Source organism: Nostoc sp. (genome assembly GCF_036917415.1).
GTDB lineage: Bacteria > Cyanobacteriota > Cyanobacteriia > Cyanobacteriales > Nostocaceae > Nostoc.
This window is the reverse complement of sequence record NZ_JBALDJ010000084.1, coordinates 37,586-53,117: the sequence shown is the minus strand read 5'-3', so window position 1 is coordinate 53,117 and position 15,532 is coordinate 37,586. Positions and strand designations below refer to the sequence as shown.

General features: G+C 41.2%; 18 protein-coding genes and 1 pseudogene. 8 read left to right on the top strand and 11 right to left on the bottom strand.

Annotated features, from left to right (window positions below; all coding sequences use genetic code 11):
• Positions 1 to 142: 142 nt before the first annotated feature.
• The 3 genes from V7K41_RS18025 to V7K41_RS18015 all read right to left on the bottom strand — a co-directional run bounded on the left by V7K41_RS18025 (position 143) and on the right by V7K41_RS18015 (position 2,401).
• Positions 143 to 766: a J domain-containing protein gene (locus tag V7K41_RS18025; RefSeq protein ID WP_334850287.1), complete on the bottom strand. Its 624-nt coding sequence runs from the start codon at positions 764 to 766 to the stop codon at positions 143 to 145.
• Positions 767 to 992: 226 nt separating this feature from the next.
• Complete coding sequence (locus V7K41_RS18020) at positions 993 to 1,604, bottom strand: ATP-dependent Clp protease proteolytic subunit (RefSeq protein WP_334850285.1); 612 nt, start codon at positions 1,602 to 1,604, stop codon at positions 993 to 995.
• A gap of 134 nt (positions 1,605 to 1,738) precedes the next feature.
• Positions 1,739 to 2,401 (bottom strand): ATP-dependent Clp protease proteolytic subunit, encoded by a 663-nt coding sequence (locus V7K41_RS18015; RefSeq protein ID WP_334850284.1) that lies wholly within the window; start codon positions 2,399 to 2,401, stop codon positions 1,739 to 1,741.
• Between the two features lie 238 nt (positions 2,402 to 2,639).
• On the opposite strand from V7K41_RS18015, the gene V7K41_RS18010 reads away from it, so the two are divergent.
• Together V7K41_RS18010 and V7K41_RS18005 are read left to right on the top strand one after the other, a co-directional pair.
• Positions 2,640 to 3,896, top strand: coding sequence for a vWA domain-containing protein (locus V7K41_RS18010; protein ID WP_334850283.1), 1,257 nt, complete (start codon positions 2,640 to 2,642; stop codon positions 3,894 to 3,896).
• Positions 3,893 to 5,173 (top strand): vWA domain-containing protein, encoded by a 1,281-nt coding sequence (locus tag V7K41_RS18005; RefSeq protein ID WP_334850281.1) that lies wholly within the window; start codon positions 3,893 to 3,895, stop codon positions 5,171 to 5,173. Before V7K41_RS18010 ends, V7K41_RS18005 begins: the two co-directional genes overlap by 4 nt.
• Before the next feature lie 46 nt (positions 5,174 to 5,219).
• Here V7K41_RS18005 and V7K41_RS18000 read toward each other — a convergent pair whose 3' ends face one another.
• Complete coding sequence (locus V7K41_RS18000; RefSeq protein ID WP_334850280.1) at positions 5,220 to 6,140, bottom strand: PDZ domain-containing protein; 921 nt, start codon at positions 6,138 to 6,140, stop codon at positions 5,220 to 5,222.
• 1,015 nt (positions 6,141 to 7,155) lie between these two features.
• On the opposite strand from V7K41_RS18000, the gene V7K41_RS17995 reads away from it, so the two are divergent.
• Together V7K41_RS17995 and gloA2 are read left to right on the top strand one after the other, a co-directional pair.
• Positions 7,156 to 7,632, top strand: a complete 477-nt coding sequence (locus V7K41_RS17995; RefSeq protein WP_334850278.1) for a GNAT family N-acetyltransferase — start codon at positions 7,156 to 7,158, stop codon at positions 7,630 to 7,632.
• A 662-nt stretch (positions 7,633 to 8,294) separates the two neighbouring features.
• A complete protein-coding gene (gene gloA2, locus V7K41_RS17990; RefSeq protein WP_334850276.1) occupies positions 8,295 to 8,681 on the top strand; it encodes an SMU1112c/YaeR family gloxylase I-like metalloprotein in 387 nt (128 codons plus the stop codon).
• A gap of 150 nt (positions 8,682 to 8,831) precedes the next feature.
• On the opposite strand, the pseudogene V7K41_RS17985 reads toward gloA2, so the two are convergent.
• The 3 genes and pseudogenes from V7K41_RS17985 to V7K41_RS17975 form a co-directional block, all read right to left on the bottom strand.
• Positions 8,832 to 8,927: pseudogene (locus tag V7K41_RS17985) on the bottom strand (Uma2 family endonuclease); the annotation flags it as partial.
• Positions 8,928 to 9,034: 107 nt separating this feature from the next.
• The gene (locus V7K41_RS17980; RefSeq protein ID WP_334850275.1) at positions 9,035 to 9,517 is read right to left on the bottom strand and encodes a hypothetical protein; all 483 of its coding nucleotides are present in this window, start codon (positions 9,515 to 9,517) and stop codon (positions 9,035 to 9,037) included.
• Positions 9,518 to 9,721: 204 nt separating this feature from the next.
• Positions 9,722 to 9,856, bottom strand: coding sequence for a hypothetical protein (locus V7K41_RS17975; RefSeq protein ID WP_334850274.1), 135 nt, complete (start codon positions 9,854 to 9,856; stop codon positions 9,722 to 9,724).
• 106 nt (positions 9,857 to 9,962) lie between these two features.
• Between V7K41_RS17975 and bioU the strand changes: the two genes are divergently transcribed.
• Positions 9,963 to 10,982 carry a (S)-8-amino-7-oxononanoate synthase BioU gene (gene bioU, locus V7K41_RS17970; protein WP_334850273.1) on the top strand — a complete coding sequence of 340 codons (1,020 nt, stop codon included), beginning with the start codon at positions 9,963 to 9,965 and terminating at the stop codon, positions 10,980 to 10,982.
• Positions 10,983 to 11,133: 151 nt separating this feature from the next.
• Entirely contained in the window at positions 11,134 to 12,078 is a 945-nt protein-coding gene (locus tag V7K41_RS17965) for an alpha/beta fold hydrolase (protein ID WP_334850271.1), read from the top strand.
• Positions 12,079 to 12,113: 35 nt separating this feature from the next.
• Here V7K41_RS17965 and V7K41_RS17960 read toward each other — a convergent pair whose 3' ends face one another.
• A complete protein-coding gene (locus tag V7K41_RS17960) occupies positions 12,114 to 12,479 on the bottom strand; it encodes a BON domain-containing protein (RefSeq protein ID WP_334850269.1) in 366 nt (121 codons plus the stop codon).
• 270 nt (positions 12,480 to 12,749) lie between these two features.
• On the opposite strand from V7K41_RS17960, the gene ilvN reads away from it, so the two are divergent.
• Positions 12,750 to 13,268, top strand: a complete 519-nt coding sequence (ilvN, locus tag V7K41_RS17955; protein WP_289797586.1) for an acetolactate synthase small subunit — start codon at positions 12,750 to 12,752, stop codon at positions 13,266 to 13,268.
• 107 nt (positions 13,269 to 13,375) lie between these two features.
• Here ilvN and V7K41_RS17950 read toward each other — a convergent pair whose 3' ends face one another.
• From V7K41_RS17950 to V7K41_RS17940, 3 genes are all read right to left on the bottom strand, one after another.
• Positions 13,376 to 14,509: a YbjN domain-containing protein gene (locus tag V7K41_RS17950; RefSeq protein ID WP_334850266.1), complete on the bottom strand. Its 1,134-nt coding sequence runs from the start codon at positions 14,507 to 14,509 to the stop codon at positions 13,376 to 13,378.
• 195 nt (positions 14,510 to 14,704) lie between these two features.
• Entirely contained in the window at positions 14,705 to 15,043 is a 339-nt protein-coding gene (locus tag V7K41_RS17945) for a PIN domain-containing protein (protein WP_334850264.1), read from the bottom strand.
• Between the two features lie 6 nt (positions 15,044 to 15,049).
• Complete coding sequence (locus V7K41_RS17940) at positions 15,050 to 15,274, bottom strand: hypothetical protein (RefSeq protein WP_334850263.1); 225 nt, start codon at positions 15,272 to 15,274, stop codon at positions 15,050 to 15,052.
• A 93-nt stretch (positions 15,275 to 15,367) separates the two neighbouring features.
• On the opposite strand from V7K41_RS17940, the gene V7K41_RS17935 reads away from it, so the two are divergent.
• Positions 15,368 to 15,526 (top strand): hypothetical protein, encoded by a 159-nt coding sequence (locus V7K41_RS17935; RefSeq protein WP_334850261.1) that lies wholly within the window; start codon positions 15,368 to 15,370, stop codon positions 15,524 to 15,526.
• The last annotated feature ends 6 nt before the right edge of the window (positions 15,527 to 15,532 follow it).

Here is a 15,532-nt window from a genome sequence, read left to right as displayed (position 1 = left end):
TTATCATTAAGAGCGCAGGGGGCAGGGCGCTCTTAGCTGGGGGAAAGAGGGTTTTAAGATTTTTGCATAGATGCCCGGAATAATAACTAATCAAGCGGACATGATATTAGACCTGGAAACGAAATTTAAAATTTTGTAAACTTTAAAAAATTTGCTCCAAGCGCTGGAAATCGCGCTGGACTTCATACCAGAGACTTTTATTATGTGGGTCTGTTTTCAAGGCTTTTTTGAGATAAATTCTGGCTTTTAGTAGTTGTTTTTCGGAAATTAGCGCCCGTCCCCAAATTTGATAGACGATCGCTAGCCATTGACGAACTTCTGCATCTGTTGACAAACGCTCTGCTAAAGCTTCCGCTAGGGCGATCGCTTGTGGAAATCGTTTTTCTTGCAAAAATCGCTGCAATTGCTCATAAGTCTTCCACTTGAGCCGTTCTTCTATTTCCAACAGATTCGGCGGCTTTGGTTTCCCTGATTCTTGGCTTGTCACCGTTGTTACTGGTGTTTTCTGCCGTTGCGTTGCCTTAGCGTCATCACGTCCAGACGTTGACACCTGACTTGAATGTACGCCAATTTCCTCTGGTAGTACTACCGTCAGCAGGAGTTTGTAAGCCTCTGTCAACGCAATAAACTTATCTTTGGCTTTGTTGTCATCTGGGTTAATATCAGGATGATATTGCTGCGCCAGACGTCGGTAAGACGCTTTGATGTCAGCAAAAGAAGCTCCCGATCTTAAACCTAGTAAACGGTAGCAATCTCCAAGATCCATCTTGAGCTATCAGCTATCGAATATTTAGCTATTGGCTATTATCTGTCAATATCAGCTTCAAGCCTGGACTATTAATGATAAGGGCTAATTTTCTTTTTTAAAGTTCAATCTTGACAGTTTGTTCATAAAAGGGCATTGGGCATTGAAAAGAGGCAGAGGGGCGGGGTGCGGGGGGCAGAGGGGAAAACTCTTCTCCCCTGCTCCCTGCTCCCTGCCCCCTGCCTTCCTACTCCCCTGCTACTACCAAGGTTCGTTCTTCAATCACACGGTCAATTAAACCGTATTGTTTTGCCTCTTCAGCAGACATGAAAAAGTCACGATCCATATCTTTTTCAATCTTATCTATGGTCTGACCTGTTTTATCGGCATAAATGCCATTGAGCTGGTGACGAATCCGCAGAATCTCTCTAGCTTCAATTTCGATATCGGTTGCTTGTCCACGGGTGCCACCTGAAGGCTGGTGAATCATAATCCGTGAGTGAGGCAATGCTAGCCGTTTGCCTTTGGTGCCAGCTGCCAGTAGGAAAGACCCCATTGAAGCAGCTAAACCCACGCAAATCGTCACTACATCTGATTTGATATGTTGCATGGTGTCAAAAATAGCCATGCCAGATGTAACCATCCCACCGGGAGAATTGATGTATAAATAAATATCTTTACCTGGATCGTCTGAGTCCAGATACAGCATTACAGCGATAATTTGATTGGCAATTTCATCATCAATATCTCGCCCCAAGAAAATAATCCGTTCCCGGTAAAGGCGATCGTAGATGCTAATCCAATCTGTATATTGTCCTCCGGGCATCCGGTAAGGAACTTTAGGAACGCCTATAGGCATAATTTACTCCGTTTTTAATTAGTCATTGGTCATTGGTCATTAGTCATTGGTCATTGGTCATTGGTCATTAATCATTAATAATTTTTGGTTATTAACAAAGGACAAAGGACGAATGACAAGGGACAAAAGACAAATTAAAGGACACTGGCAGGAAGTGGGGGATTTGCGAGTTCTTCTTTCTCAAAAACTCGGTCGATTAGGCCGTATTCTTTCGCTTCATATGGTGTCAGATATAACAATCTATCCATGTCTTTAGTAATTTTTTCTGAGGGCTGTCCAGTGGTGTTATGTAAGATATCAACTAATGCCCCTTTATTTACCAAAACTTCCCTAGCGCGAATTTGAATATCCGTTGCTTGACCTTGGGCGTAGCTCTTAGGCTGATGCAGGATAATCGAGGAGTGAGGCAAACTAGCGCGGCAACCTTTTGTACCAGCACTGAGTAGCATCGCTGACATACCCATCGCGGAACCGACGCAGATGGTGTGGATCGGAGGCTTGATATATCTCATGGTGTCATAAATGGCGAAGGCTTCGGTTTCAAAGCCAATGGGTTCGCCACTGTAACCGGATGTGCCGGTGGAGTTGATATAGATTTTAATTGGCTTTTCGGGGTCGTCGGATTGCAAAAACAGCAATTCAGCCACGATTAATTCGGTGACAGCAGGCACCAGTGGCATCCCAATATAGACAATTCGTTCCTTCAATAAGAGGGAAGGTAAATCTGGCGGCGGTGTCCGGTAAAAGTTATCGCCGTAATATGGGGCTTGAACAGCCTTAATTGGGGAAATGTCCATAGCAACTGATCGCCTGAAACTATGCCGTTAACTGTAATACATCCTAGCGCGATGCACGCTTCCCTCAAGGTGCGGATTTCTCCCTAATGCTGAAGGCGGCTTCGCATCTGCCAATGCTTGGCTTCTAAGATATTCTGATTATATTAGTGTATTTATATTGGATAGGTTTTCCGTAGAGCTAAAGTAGTGCTTTAAAGTTATTTATTAATATGTATATCCTGAATCGGGACTTGAAGTTATGAAGGTTAGTTTGCAGCCTGCCTTGAATGATGGTAATTTGGACGCAAATCAACTGAACAGTCAACGTCAGTTGGGAATTTCGATTTCGGCGATCGCCCAGACTCAAGACCGTCATGTACCTCTGAATTTATGCTTAATTCTCGATCATAGTGGTTCGATGAACGGGCGATCGCTAGAAACGGTGAAAAAAGCAGCAAATCGTTTGGTAGATAGACTTAATCCTGGCGATCGCCTCAGTGTGGTAGTTTTCGATCACCGTGCCAAAGTCTTAGTACCCAGTCAAAGTATCGAAAATCCAGAGAAAATAAAACAGCAAATCAACCGCCTAGCTGCCGATGGTGGAACTGCGATTGATGAAGGACTGCGGTTGGGGATTGAGGAGTTGGCAAAGGGGAAAAAAGATACTGTTTCCCAAGCCTTTTTGTTAACTGATGGGGAAAATGAACACGGTGATAACAACCGCTGTTTGAAATTTGCTCAATTGGCTGCTAGCTATAATTTAACTTTAAATACTTTGGGATTTGGTGACAACTGGAACCAAGATGTTTTAGAAAAAATTGCCGATGCTGGCTTAGGTACTTTATCTTATATTCAAAAACCCGAACAGGCAGCCGAAGAGTTTAATCGCCTGTTCAGCCGTGTTCAAACTGTGGGATTGACTAATGCTTATCTATTATTTTCCCTAATGCCCAATGTCCGGCTAGCGGAACTCAAGCCTATCGCCCAAGTTTCCCCAGACACAATTGAGTTACCACTGCAACAAGAAGCTGATGGACGTTTCGCTGTGCGGTTGGGAGATTTAATGAAAGATGCAGAACGGGTAATCTTAGCTAATATTTATTTGGGACAATTGCCAACAGGTGAACAAGCGATCGCTAATGTGCAAGTCCGCTACGATGATCCAGCCGCCAACAAAGTAGGTTTAGTTACACCAAATATCTCAGTTTATGCCCATGTAGTCAAAAATTATCAAGCAGACCTGAATCCCCAAGTGCAGCATTCTATTTTGGCATTAGCTAAGTATCGCCAAACCCAGCTAGCCGAAACGAAATTGCAACAGGGCGATCGCACTGGTGCAGCGACGATGTTACAAACGGCTGCGAAAACTGCCTTGCAAATGGGAGATACTGGGGCAGCAACGGTGTTGCAAACTTCTGCCACCCAGCTACAATCTGGACAAGATTTATCTGAAAGCGATCGCAAGAAAACCAGAATTGTCTCAAAAACAGTTTTGCAAGATACCCCTCCGCAATGAAAGTTAAATTGCTCTCGGCGTTAAATGACAATAATGTTGATCTGGCTCAAACAAGTAGCCAACGTCAACTAGCAATGACGATTTTTGCAATCGCTGGTGAGCTTGACCAAAATCTTCCCCTTAATCTCTGCTTGATTTTGGATAGAAGTGGTTCCATGCATGGACAACCAATTAAAACGGTGATCCAGGCGGTGGAAGGATTAATCGATCGGTTGAAAGTAGGCGATCGCATCTCAGTTGTGGCTTTTTCTGGTTCTGCGGAAGTCATTATCACTAACCAAACGATAGAAGACCCTGAAAGCATCAAATTTCAAATAAAAAGCAAACTGACTGCTAGCGGCGGCAGTGCGATCGCTGATGGTTTGGAATTGGGAATTACAGAATTGATGAAGGGTACAAGAGGCGCTGTTTCCCAGGCGTTTCTGCTGACGGATGGACATGGTGAAAGCAGTTTACGAATTTGGAAGTGGGATATAGGGCGAGATGATAACAAACGCTGTCTTAAACTGGCGCAAAAAGCTGCCAAGCTAAACCTAACTATCAACACTTTCGGATTTGGCAATAGCTGGAATCAGGATTTGCTAGAAAACATTGCCGATGTCGGTGGTGGGACTTTAGCCCATATTGAACATCCTGAACAAGCTGTGGAGCAATTTAGCCGATTGTTTGGGCGGATTAAATCGATTGGGCTAACTAATGCCTACTTGCTGTTATCTCTAGTGCCCAATGTCCGACTAGCAGAATTGAAACCCATTGCCCAAGTTGCTCCAGACACAATCGAGTTACCAGTAGAACCCGAAGCTGATGGTAGCTTTGCTGTGCGTTTGGGAGATTTGATGCAGGATGTAGAACGGGTAGTTTTGGCGAACATTTATCTGGGACAATTGCCAGAAGGTAAACAAGCGATCGCTCATTTGCAAATCCGTTATGATAACCCGTTGGTTAACGAACAAGGCTTACTTTCGCCCCTCGTGCCAGTGTATGCAGATGTGGTGCGGGCGTATCAACCAGATTTTAATGCCCAGGTGCAACAATTTATTCTAGCATTAGCGAAGTATCGCCAAACTCAGTTAGCTGAGGCGAAATTGCAACAAGGCGATCGCACTGGTGCAGCCACGATGCTACAAACAGCTGCTAAAACCGCTTTACAAATAGGAGATAAAGGGGCGGCGACAGTATTGCAAACTTCTGCCACCCGCCTGCAAGCTGGGGAAGAACTTTCTGAAGCAGACCTCAAGAAAACTAGGATTGTATCAAAAACCGTTTTACAGAAATAGTAACCCACATTTCGCAGGTGGGGTGCGTTTAAGAAGTTTAAAATACTTATTGCAATTTTTGACAATCTTCTGGAAGTATGAATAGTTTATATTCTTTATATGGTGGTTTTCCGCTATAACTTAAATTATTACTACTGATATTAAAAGAGTAAAAAGAAGGTCTTATAACTTTTAAATTTACCCATAAAACTGAATTTTTAATTTTATTTTTAAAATCTGATGAACTTATTATTGGTTTATCATCAACAGCAATAACCATGTCACCAACTTGCAAGTTTTGTTTAGCGGCTGGAGAACCTTCAAAAACTTCCTTTATTACAACACCGTCTACAGGTAAATCTAAATCACCGAACAACTTGCTCTGAAAATGTTGAGTGTAAATTTTTTTATAAAAGATGTGGATAACTCCGATACAGTTTCTGTTAATGTTTGGTTTTAAAGTAAAAGTTGCACTTGGAGACGGAGAAATTGTATCAATATTCGGTTTTGTAGTAGGTGTTGAGGATAATTTTGTATTTGGAAAATTTATACTTGTATCGACCTGAGATTGTATACTAGATTTATTTTTATCATCTGGTTTCTTAGATGAGTAATGTTGAACCAATAAAGTTATCAAAGTACCTAATAATCCTATAATTGCTACTAAAATGAGTGTCTGCCTGCTTATTTGAGCCACTTTAATTTGTACTGAAGAAGTAGAGTCATTAATAGCGATGAGTCGAAATTCTTCAATTTGTGGATTACTTGAGGATATTTCAATAAGACGGCTATAGATTTTATAATTATTAGCTTCTACTTTTATGTCTCCGTTAAAACTACCGCGACTTAAAAGATAAATAGAAAATCTATATTTTCCCTCTGAGTCAGTATAAGCAACATATATATTTCCTTCAAAATTAAGTGAAACTCTAGCACCATCAATAGGTTCATTGCTTTGATTAACAACCCGACCTATAAAATTAACCATATATTCAAGTAAGTAAATATTTATTAATTATTTGAGCAGTTTTCATAGCTTCTTTGTGCGTTGTGTTAATGGTTACTCTTCCTGGTAAACTAGCATTTGTCCACTACGCAAGCTTTACCTAGCCGTTTTCTCTAGTCGTTCCGTTAATTGTTGTTCCAGTTCTTTCATACATTTCTCCAAAGGTGCAATCATTTCTGATATCGCCACCCTCATAGCTGCTTTAGTTGGTTTGCTTGTTCAACTCACTCGGTTTTTGTCCTAGTCCAGATCGAAAAAGTCTCACCGCAAATGAACCGATCACAAGCTTTCAACTTAACGATACACCAAAATGAATGAGTAAACTACTGAAATCAGTAAGCGATATACCTTTTGGCTTACGGAAAACACTAAAATGAGTAAGCAATAAGCCTTTTTACTTGCTAAATTTACCGAAGTAAACAAGCAAACTGGGTTTTGAGAAAGCAACATCTCTTTTTACTTGCGGAAAACACCAAAATGAGAAAGTAAACTGGGGTTTGAGAAAGTAAAAGCTTGTTTTACTTGCGGAAAACACCAAAATGAGAAAGTAAACTGGGGTTTGAGAAAGTAAAAGCTTGTTTTACTTGCGGAAAACACCAAAATGAGAAAGCAAACTGGGGTTTGAGAAAGTAAAAGCTCTTTTTACTTGCGGAAAACACCAAAATGAGAAAGCAAACTGGGGTTTGAGAAAGTAAAATGTCATTTTGAGTAAGCAATATGCCTTTTTGCTTATTGAATATGAAGTTTTGAGAAAGCAATAAGCCTTTTTGCTGATTAAATATAAAGTTAAGTTAAATTTATATTGATGATAGACGATTGTACTCCAAGCAAAGTTTTCTAGCAGGGAACAGGAAATAAGACTTCTGCCACTAAAATAGAAAAATTATTCAATAGCGAAGTATTTATGGGTAATGAAGTTCGACTATTTGAACACTGGCGAGAACTCACATCCTAAAAGCAACAAAAAGTTTTGGAGTGATTTTTAGAATAGTGGGATATGTTTATACAAAATATCATAAGTTCCCTTCAAACCCGAAAAACAACAGCTTCAGACTTTGATTTCATCTACAACTTGCATCGACAGACGTTTTGTTCATACGTTGAACAGACATGGGGCTGGAAAGAAGAAGTTCAACTTAATGGGATGAGGGAAGACTTTGACAGCTTACTGTTTGAAATCGTTTGTCACGAAGGAATAGATATTGGAGTTATTTCGGTAATCGAGCAAGAAGACGCACTATTCTTAAATTACCTTGCTTTTCTGCCTCTTCATCAAAGTAAGGGTCTTGGCACTCAGATATTAGATAAATTATTAGAACAAGCAATATTTAGGAGAATTCCGGTTAAATTAAGTGTGATGCGAGTGAACCCAGCCAAAGCCCTTTATGAGCGTCTTGGATTTAGAGTGGTGGGTGGTGATGAAAATCGATTTTTAATGGAGTGGCGGAATGTCGCAGATAGTAGTAATCCTTGATCGAGCAACAGTTCATATCAATTAGGTAGTTCAATAGACCTCTTGCATAAGTCGAATAGACCCCCCTTAATCCCCAGGGCTGTTTCATTCCATTTCAAACAGGATTTGTCAAGATGGTTAGCGAGAAAATTGTAAGTAAGGGTGGCGATGAAATGAACATTTAATCACTGAGATATCAGTAAAATAGTTTATTTTCTCGGCACGCTGGTAACAAAATAACCAATTTTTAATTGCTAGAACCCTTGATTTTTAAAGCTCTTTGGGGAATGAAACAGCCCTGCCCTTAATCCCCAGGGCTGTTTCATTCCATTTCAAACAGGATTTGTCAAGATGGTTAACGAGAAAATTGTAAGTAAGGGTGGCGATGAAATGAACATTTAATCACTGAGATATCAGTAAAATAGTTCAATTGCATAGAATACAGACTTAACCCCCAGCCCCTTCCCTACTAGCGTTGGGGAGTAAGATTCAAAGCCTCTCTCCTTTTAGGAGAGAGGTTTGGAGAGAGGTCAAAGTGTATTGCATCTAAACTAGAATTCATATTAAATGTAATTTGTCAAATTAAACTTTGGTTTAAAGGTGGGTAAACTTCCGCTATAATGTACTAGTAAAATTCTGCTAAAAGTGCTAATGGTAAATGATTGGTAGCTTGAGAAGTACACATGAAAACCATTGGCATTCATCATATAGCTATTATTTGTTCTGACTACGATCGCTCAAAAAAATTTTATGTAGAAGTTTTAGGCTTTTCGATTATTCAAGAAACTTTTCGCGCCGAAAGAAATTCTTATAAATTAGATTTAAAAGTTGCGGAAAATACTCAAATAGAACTATTCTCTTTCCCAAATCCTCCAGAACGGCCTAGTAAACCAGAGGCTTGTGGTTTAAGACATCTTGCTTTTCAAGTTGATGATGTAAAGGAAACTGTTTTTTATTTAAAATCAAAAGGGTTAGAGGTAGAAAATATCAGAGTTGATGAAATTACAGGTAAGAAATTTACTTTTTTTAAAGACCCAGACAATTTACCATTAGAAATTTATGAGCGTTAAAATTAGTGCTAACAAGCAAGCTTGCCATCATTATAAATAATGAAGCGATGTCTACGACGGGCTACGCCTACGCTCCAGCGTAATTACTGCCAAAATTGCTATACTTGTAACTCTTGTAGAGGCGATATCTACGATCGGTTACACCTATACTTAACGAGGCAGAATGTCATCTAAGCGAAGTTGAAGACGGGGCAAAAGTAGCGAGTTAATTAATTGGTTGAGTCGGTATTGTTGCTGAGTATAGCTATTTTCAAACATCCTCTAAGCAAAGCCATGCCGTTGACGCAGCCTCCACTATCCGCCACTCGTACAGAATCCCTACTGAACTCTGACTCCTGACTCCTGAATTCTGTTTAGAGAAAATTTATCTGGTTGTTTGGTGGACAGTAAACACTTCTACCAAAAGAATCGCCAGTTTCTGCATCCCTTAATTCCACAAGTTTAGCGTTATCAGTACACACACTTCTACCTTTAGACATTCTGAACTCACCTTGGACAAAACCAGTCACTATCCACACCATTCGATTGTTAGAAATCGATGATTTGTACTCTCCTGTTTTGGCTGCAAATTCCTCGTATGTTGTAAGTTTTGCTTCTGTGATTCGCATCTTACTAGACTTTTTAAGAACACTTTCAATGGGAATAAAACGGCTTGCTGGTAAGCTATTATTTGCAGGGTATATTCGTACTCCTGAGTTCAATCGCGTTGGTTGATTGATTTGCTTTTTTGTCTGTACTGGTTTAGGTTGAGCTGTGACTGTCTGCACTAGCAATAAATTAGTGGTGCTAGCAAATACAAAAGCAGATAATGAAGTTATTGTAAAAATATTAAACATAGTGTAAATACGCTTCATAATACTCAGAATGCCAATAATTTATAAGAGAATGCAAAAGGAAAGAAATATGAATGAAAACTAAAAGACGCTATCGAGCAAGGGTTATTACTAATTACAAATATTTTAAGCGATCGCCTCCATGAGTGCTTGCATCATCGTGCCAGAAACTCTATTCTGTGAGAGCATCAAGTTTAGCCAGTATTCTTAAGCTTTCTTCGGGGTTGCCAGTTGCGACCATTGCTGTAAATCTGGTATATTCCCAATCAAAAAACTCAAAAGCGATCGCTCAGAGATAAATATCTGCAATATCAGGCCAAAGAACCCAGGATAATGAATCATAATTAATCTCTATAGCTTTGAGTTATCAGCCATCAGCCACCAGTTACAAACTGGAAGCTGAGATGCGGAATGCTCAAGGCTTTTGATTCAACTTAACGAATTAACTATGAATTCTGAAAAAATCAAAAATTCTCTAAATATTTCGCCAGCGATACGTGTGGGAGTACTGGGTTTCGGCGGACTCGGACAAGCAGCCGCTAAGGTAGTTGCTGGCAAACGAGAAATGATTTTAGTCGCAGCAGCAGATCATAAAGGCTATGCTTATGCTGCTGAGGGTTTAAATACTGAAGAATCCATTGCAACCTATCAGTCCCAAGGTTCGGTGGGTTATTTAGAGCCAATTGGTACATTAACAAATCAAAGTATTCAGGATTTAATCGAAATAGCTGAAGTAGATGGGTATTTTTTGGCTTTACCTAACCTACCTAATGACTTTATTCCCACTGTCGCTAAGGAATTTATCAAATCTGGTTGGCGTGGGGTACTAGTAGATGCAATTAAACGCACCACTGCTGTAGAACAACTCCTAGCGATGAAAGAGGAACTGCAAGCAGCCGGCATTACCTACATGACAGGATGTGGTGCTACACCTGGACTATTAACAGCAGCAGCAGCTTTAGCCGCCCAAAGCTACGCCGAAATTCATCATGTTGAAATTACTTTTGGGGTGGGAATTGCTAACTGGGAAGCTTACCGTGCAACTGTTCGGGAGGACATCGGCCACATGCCTGGTTACACCGTGGAAATTGCGAGGGCGATGACTGACGCCCAAGTAGAAGCACTACTAGATAAAACAAATGGCGTGCTGACTTTGACAAATATGGAACACGCTGACGATGTGATGTTAGAAATAGCCGGGATAGTAGGACGCGATCGCGTTACAGTTGGTGGTGTAGTCGATACCCGCAATCCCAAAAAGCCCCTCAGCACTAATGTGAAGGTAACAGGACGTACCTTTGAAGGAAAGATTTCTACCCATACCTTTACTCTGGGAGATGAAACCAGCATGGCAGCCAATGTCTGTGGCCCTGCTTTCGGCTATCTCAAAGCTGGTAGACAATTGCACCAACGCGGCATCTATGGAATATTCACCGCTGCCGAAATTATGCCTCAATTTGTTAGATAAATAGGGAATGGGGACTGGGGACTAGGGACTGGGGATTAGGGACTGGGGATTAGGGAATAGGGAGAAGAGTTTTCCCCTCTGCCCCCTGCACCCTGCCCCTCTGCCTCTTTTCAATCCCCAATTCTTATAATGGTATTTCAGCGCTGATAAATTGGAGGTAAGTGCGATCGCTACGGTACACTGGCAGGAACGGGTTGGTAATCAAAGAGATTGGATTTGGCGTGGCTGGCAAACTCGCTATAGTTACATTCGCCCTAGCCAAAGTCACCCCAATACAACACCCTTAATTCTGTTACATGGCTTTGGTGCTTCCATTGGTCATTGGCGACATAATTTAGAGGTGTTGGGTGAGCATCACACAGTTTACGCCATAGATATGTTGGGTTTTGGCGCTTCTGAAAAAGCCGCAGCTAATTACAGCATCGAACTCTGGGTTGAGCAGGTTTACGATTTCTGGAAAACATTTATCCGTCAACCAGCAATATTAATAGGCAATTCCAACGGTTCACTGATTTCGATGGCCGCCGCTGCCGCCCACCCTGATATGGTGCTGGGTATGGTGATGATGAGTTTACCCGACCCATCGTTAGAGCAAGAAGCAATTCCTCCTGTGCTGCGCCCACTTGTTACAGCAATTAAAAATGTTGTTGCTTCGCCGTTGATACTTAAACCTGTATTTAACTTCGTGCGCCGTCCTGGGGTACTGCGTCGCTGGGCTAGTCTCGCCTACGCTAACCCAGAGGCGATTACCGATGAACTCATCGAAATTTTAGCAGGGCCTCCCCAAGACCGGGGTTCTGCAAGGGCGTTTAGTGCTTTGTTCAAAGCTGCGATCGGAATTAATTTTAGTCCCAGTGTCAAGACAGTTTTGCCAACCTTAACAATTCCCATGCTTTTAATTTGGGGACAAAAAGATCGGTTTGTGCCGCCAGCCCTAGCTAGCCAATTTGCCCAATACAACGAGAAGTTGGAACTGCTAAATCTGGAGGATGTAGGGCATTGTCCCCATGATGAATGTCCAGAACAAGTTAACCAAGCGATTTTAGATTGGATTGAAAGATGGGTTGGCGATCGCCAACCATTGGTTGTTCCCTAAATGTTATGCAATGGGTGCGATCGCATCAGCAGTAACTAGCCAATCGTCGCTTGGTTAGTGTCAACATCTGTAGCACCATTCACAGAACGCGCCACAGAAACCATTTTGTTGAGAATTTCTTGACTGGGGACTTTACCTTTCAACACCACAGTGCTACCTGTCTGAGCAACCCAAAGGGTATTAACATCGTCGAGTTGGGGATCTTCATCAAATGCCAACGCTACCCGCTTTGCTAAACCACTTTGGTCATATTCTCCGCTTAATCCCAGACGTTCTGGGGGTATCGATTGTGTAGCAGCAGCGACATCACTACTAGGAGCTTGCTGTACAGCTTGTGGAGCCGGATTTACTTCTGCATTTTGAGGTTTTTCCATTCCAAACAATCTTTGTAGCCAACCCATAAAAGCTTTTCTCCGATTAGAGGCTTATCAAATCTGAGTATAAAAGATTTGCAACAAATGCTGCATCTGCCAACAAAAAGATATATATTCAATGAAATTTTTGCTGACAGTATGATTTCTAGACAATTTCTCTATTCAGAATGCAATGAGTGCAGCTCTTAAGTTTACAATAGGAGGTCGCACTGAAAATTTAGTGCGGTAGTAGGTCTAGCGTTGCCCTTTGCTAGTGTCTGCGTTACTCAATTCCTGCTCTAGCCTCTGTTGGCGAAGATGAAACATACCCTTTCAGTTCTCGTAGAAGATGAGGCGGGTGTTCTTTCCCGCATTTCTAGTTTATTTGCGCGTCGCGGCTTTAATATTGAAAGCCTTGCTGTTGGCCCTGCTGAACAAGGAGGAGTCTCCCGAATTACAATGGTTGTCCCTGGTGACGATCGCGTCATCGAGCAACTTACTAAACAACTGTACAAGTTAGTCAATGTCCTAAAAGTCCAAGATATTACCGAAACTCCTTGTGTAGAGCGGGAATTGATGCTTTTGAAGGTGAATGCTAGTAGCAGCAATCGCTCAGAAGTAATCGAATTGTCTCAGATTTTCCGGGCGCGAGTCGTGGACGTGGCGGAAGATTCTCTCACCTTAGAAGTTGTGGGAGATCCAGGTAAAATGGTAGCGATCGTGCAAGTATTACAAAAATTTGGTTTGAAAGAAATCGCCCGCACTGGCAAAATTGCCCTGACTCGTGAGTCGGGCGTAAATACCGAGTTACTCAAATCTCTGGAAGCAAAGGTTTAGTTGGGAATTTAAATCAAGACTCAGAAATACTCAACCGCAGCAGAAGTCATAGTGGCAATTGTTACTATGGCTTCTGTTTAGGGACTAGCAAAAAAACAAATATCCAACTAACCTTCAATTTTGGCGATCACTTCTTCTGGCGATACATTACCATAAATAACAGACATAATCCCTGGTAGGTATTCATCCATCATCGTCACGTTGGCGTAAACCACCCGTTGAATGAGTGCAAAACTGAGTTTGTCACCTTCGACATCAATGCTAGTTTTATAGCTAATCTCACCATCAGTAAAATCTAGCTCCAAGTTGCCGATAATCATGCCAGAATTAGCTCTAGTGATAAACTCTGCTACAGCCAGCCGCTTATTTTCTGGTGCATTGACTGGACAAATTGAGTAAAAAACAAATTGATTTTGTTCACTTCTGGCTCTAGCGTAACAATTCCATTTGCCATTTTCGCCTTGGAACGGTATTTGTAAAGCTGGCTGTCCTGGAAGTTGTACAAACGGCCAATTATCAGCTTGGAAGAAATTGATTATTGCTTCAAAAATATTAGTATCTGTAGGAGATGGTGGAAAATTTGCCTCTATTTTTTGTGCTATTTCATCTGGGTTAATATCAGCGAATTCAGTCAAAAACTTATCTATTCCTTCTAACATTTTGGCAGCAGATTTTTGAGTTTTGGCTGACAAATTCACCTCAGTCCAATCTTTAAAAAAGTTGACAATACCTTCAGCAATTCCTTCACCGTTCGTGCTTGTTTGAGCTAGATTTTCTGGACTAATATAAGACCAAAGAGTACGATAGCCGATTTCGCCAGATTCTTGTCGCTGTTTAACAGATAAACCCAACCAACTTTCGGTGAACAGGATTTGATTATCGGGTTGTTCTTGGCTTAAATTCAGGATATATTTTGCAGTTTCATCAATGTTGAGGGCGTGTTCTGCAAGGAGTGGTAATAAATCGGGTTTCAGGCTGGTTTCGATGGTGATGTCTGGTTCGCTGAGGAATTTACCAGATGATAGAGGGTTACGCGCATCTGGTTTGAGATTGAATAAGGCCGCGGTGTCGATGCGTTGGTAGAGTTGTGGGTTGACACAGAAGGTGAGACGACACGCGATGATTTCGTTGTCTTGTGTGGTGAAAGTGAGTGCGATCGCGCGAATGGTTAGGGAAGATTCGGAGGAGTCGTGTAGAGTTAGTTCGCTGTTAAGTTGATGAGTTTCAGTGTGATCTGCCATACAAAGATGTGATTAAAGTTGCAAAATATCTTCATCAAATATCTTTAGGATATGCTGGCAGCGAATTCCAGAGGTAATTCAAGGGATTCTTAAGTTTTTGGGCATTTCCTACAAGCTGCTATTTTCAAAGAACTGGTTAAAGTTTTTTCGTTTCAATCCCTCTTTGAGTTTTTTATCCCCTGTCCACAATAAGCCCTATAACTCCAATGTTAGTGCTACGTGGGGAGTATCGCTTTCGTCAATATCTTGACATAACGCGTAGGCTGTTGCTCGATTTTCCGGGGAAATTAAATCTTCTTTATAAAGAGTAATTCGTTTCAGCAATATTTGGTAAATTCGCACTATTTCATCTTCTGATAGTTGGCTAACTTTAACTAATTTCTCCTTGCGTTTAAATAGTTCGATCACAACTTGCTCGCAGACGAAAAAACGGCAATCTGAGCCTATGAGTATCTCGGTAAAACTAGATTGACTCTTTAGCAACGCTGAGAACAATATATTGGTATCAACAATAATCAGCTGTTCTCTAGACACTACCGACTATCCTACAAATTTATGCTTGATTTTTAACCACACATCGCTGTCTATTTCATCAGCTAAGGTGGTGGCTTGTTCTTGAGTGAGATTACTGCGTTTTCTAATTGTCTCTAACTCTAGATATTCTAAAAATTTAGTCAGGCTTTCAAGATCAAGAATATTCCTATTGAATTTGATGATAATGTCTTGGTTATCAAGTGTAATATTATACGATAAATTTTCCGGCATGATATTCTCCTAGCTAGCGGTCGCACTTTTGAGAGGTACTGGAATTATTATGGCAAACTTAGTTGGTGAGTATTGCTGACCTGAGTTAGTGGAATGTGTTTCGCTAATAAATCGGGTTTTGGCGCGATCGCCCTACACATTATCTTACTGCCAAGTCACTATGAGGTGATCGCATTTGAGTTTTGCGCCGTAAAACACCATTATCAAATTGAATTGCTGGGATCGCACTTTCTCATGAGCAGCCTTGTGTGAACGCTT

Excerpts from the sequence above, each read along its gene's own strand:
- V7K41_RS18020 (WP_334850285.1), bottom strand. The coding sequence starts at position 1,604 with ATGCCTATAGGCGTTCCTAAAGTTCCTTACCGGATGCCCGGAGGACAA.
- V7K41_RS18000 (WP_334850280.1), bottom strand. The coding sequence starts at position 6,140 with ATGGTTAATTTTATAGGTCGGGTTGTTAATCAAAGCAATGAACCTATT.
- V7K41_RS18025 (WP_334850287.1), bottom strand. The coding sequence starts at position 766 with ATGGATCTTGGAGATTGCTACCGTTTACTAGGTTTAAGATCGGGAGCT.
- gloA2 (WP_334850276.1), top strand. The coding sequence starts at position 8,295 with ATGAAAACCATTGGCATTCATCATATAGCTATTATTTGTTCTGACTAC.
- V7K41_RS17995 (WP_334850278.1), top strand. The coding sequence starts at position 7,156 with ATGTTTATACAAAATATCATAAGTTCCCTTCAAACCCGAAAAACAACA.
- V7K41_RS17975 (WP_334850274.1), bottom strand. The coding sequence starts at position 9,856 with ATGATTCATTATCCTGGGTTCTTTGGCCTGATATTGCAGATATTTATC.
- V7K41_RS17940 (WP_334850263.1), bottom strand. The coding sequence starts at position 15,274 with ATGCCGGAAAATTTATCGTATAATATTACACTTGATAACCAAGACATT.
- V7K41_RS17980 (WP_334850275.1), bottom strand. The coding sequence starts at position 9,517 with ATGTTTAATATTTTTACAATAACTTCATTATCTGCTTTTGTATTTGCT.
- V7K41_RS18010 (WP_334850283.1), top strand. The coding sequence starts at position 2,640 with ATGAAGGTTAGTTTGCAGCCTGCCTTGAATGATGGTAATTTGGACGCA.
- bioU (WP_334850273.1), top strand. The coding sequence starts at position 9,963 with ATGAATTCTGAAAAAATCAAAAATTCTCTAAATATTTCGCCAGCGATA.
- V7K41_RS18005 (WP_334850281.1), top strand. The coding sequence starts at position 3,893 with ATGAAAGTTAAATTGCTCTCGGCGTTAAATGACAATAATGTTGATCTG.
- ilvN (WP_289797586.1), top strand. The coding sequence starts at position 12,750 with ATGAAACATACCCTTTCAGTTCTCGTAGAAGATGAGGCGGGTGTTCTT.
- V7K41_RS17935 (WP_334850261.1), top strand. The coding sequence starts at position 15,368 with ATGTGTTTCGCTAATAAATCGGGTTTTGGCGCGATCGCCCTACACATT.
- V7K41_RS17960 (WP_334850269.1), bottom strand. The coding sequence starts at position 12,479 with ATGGGTTGGCTACAAAGATTGTTTGGAATGGAAAAACCTCAAAATGCA.
- V7K41_RS17950 (WP_334850266.1), bottom strand. The coding sequence starts at position 14,509 with ATGGCAGATCACACTGAAACTCATCAACTTAACAGCGAACTAACTCTA.
- V7K41_RS18015 (WP_334850284.1), bottom strand. The coding sequence starts at position 2,401 with ATGGACATTTCCCCAATTAAGGCTGTTCAAGCCCCATATTACGGCGAT.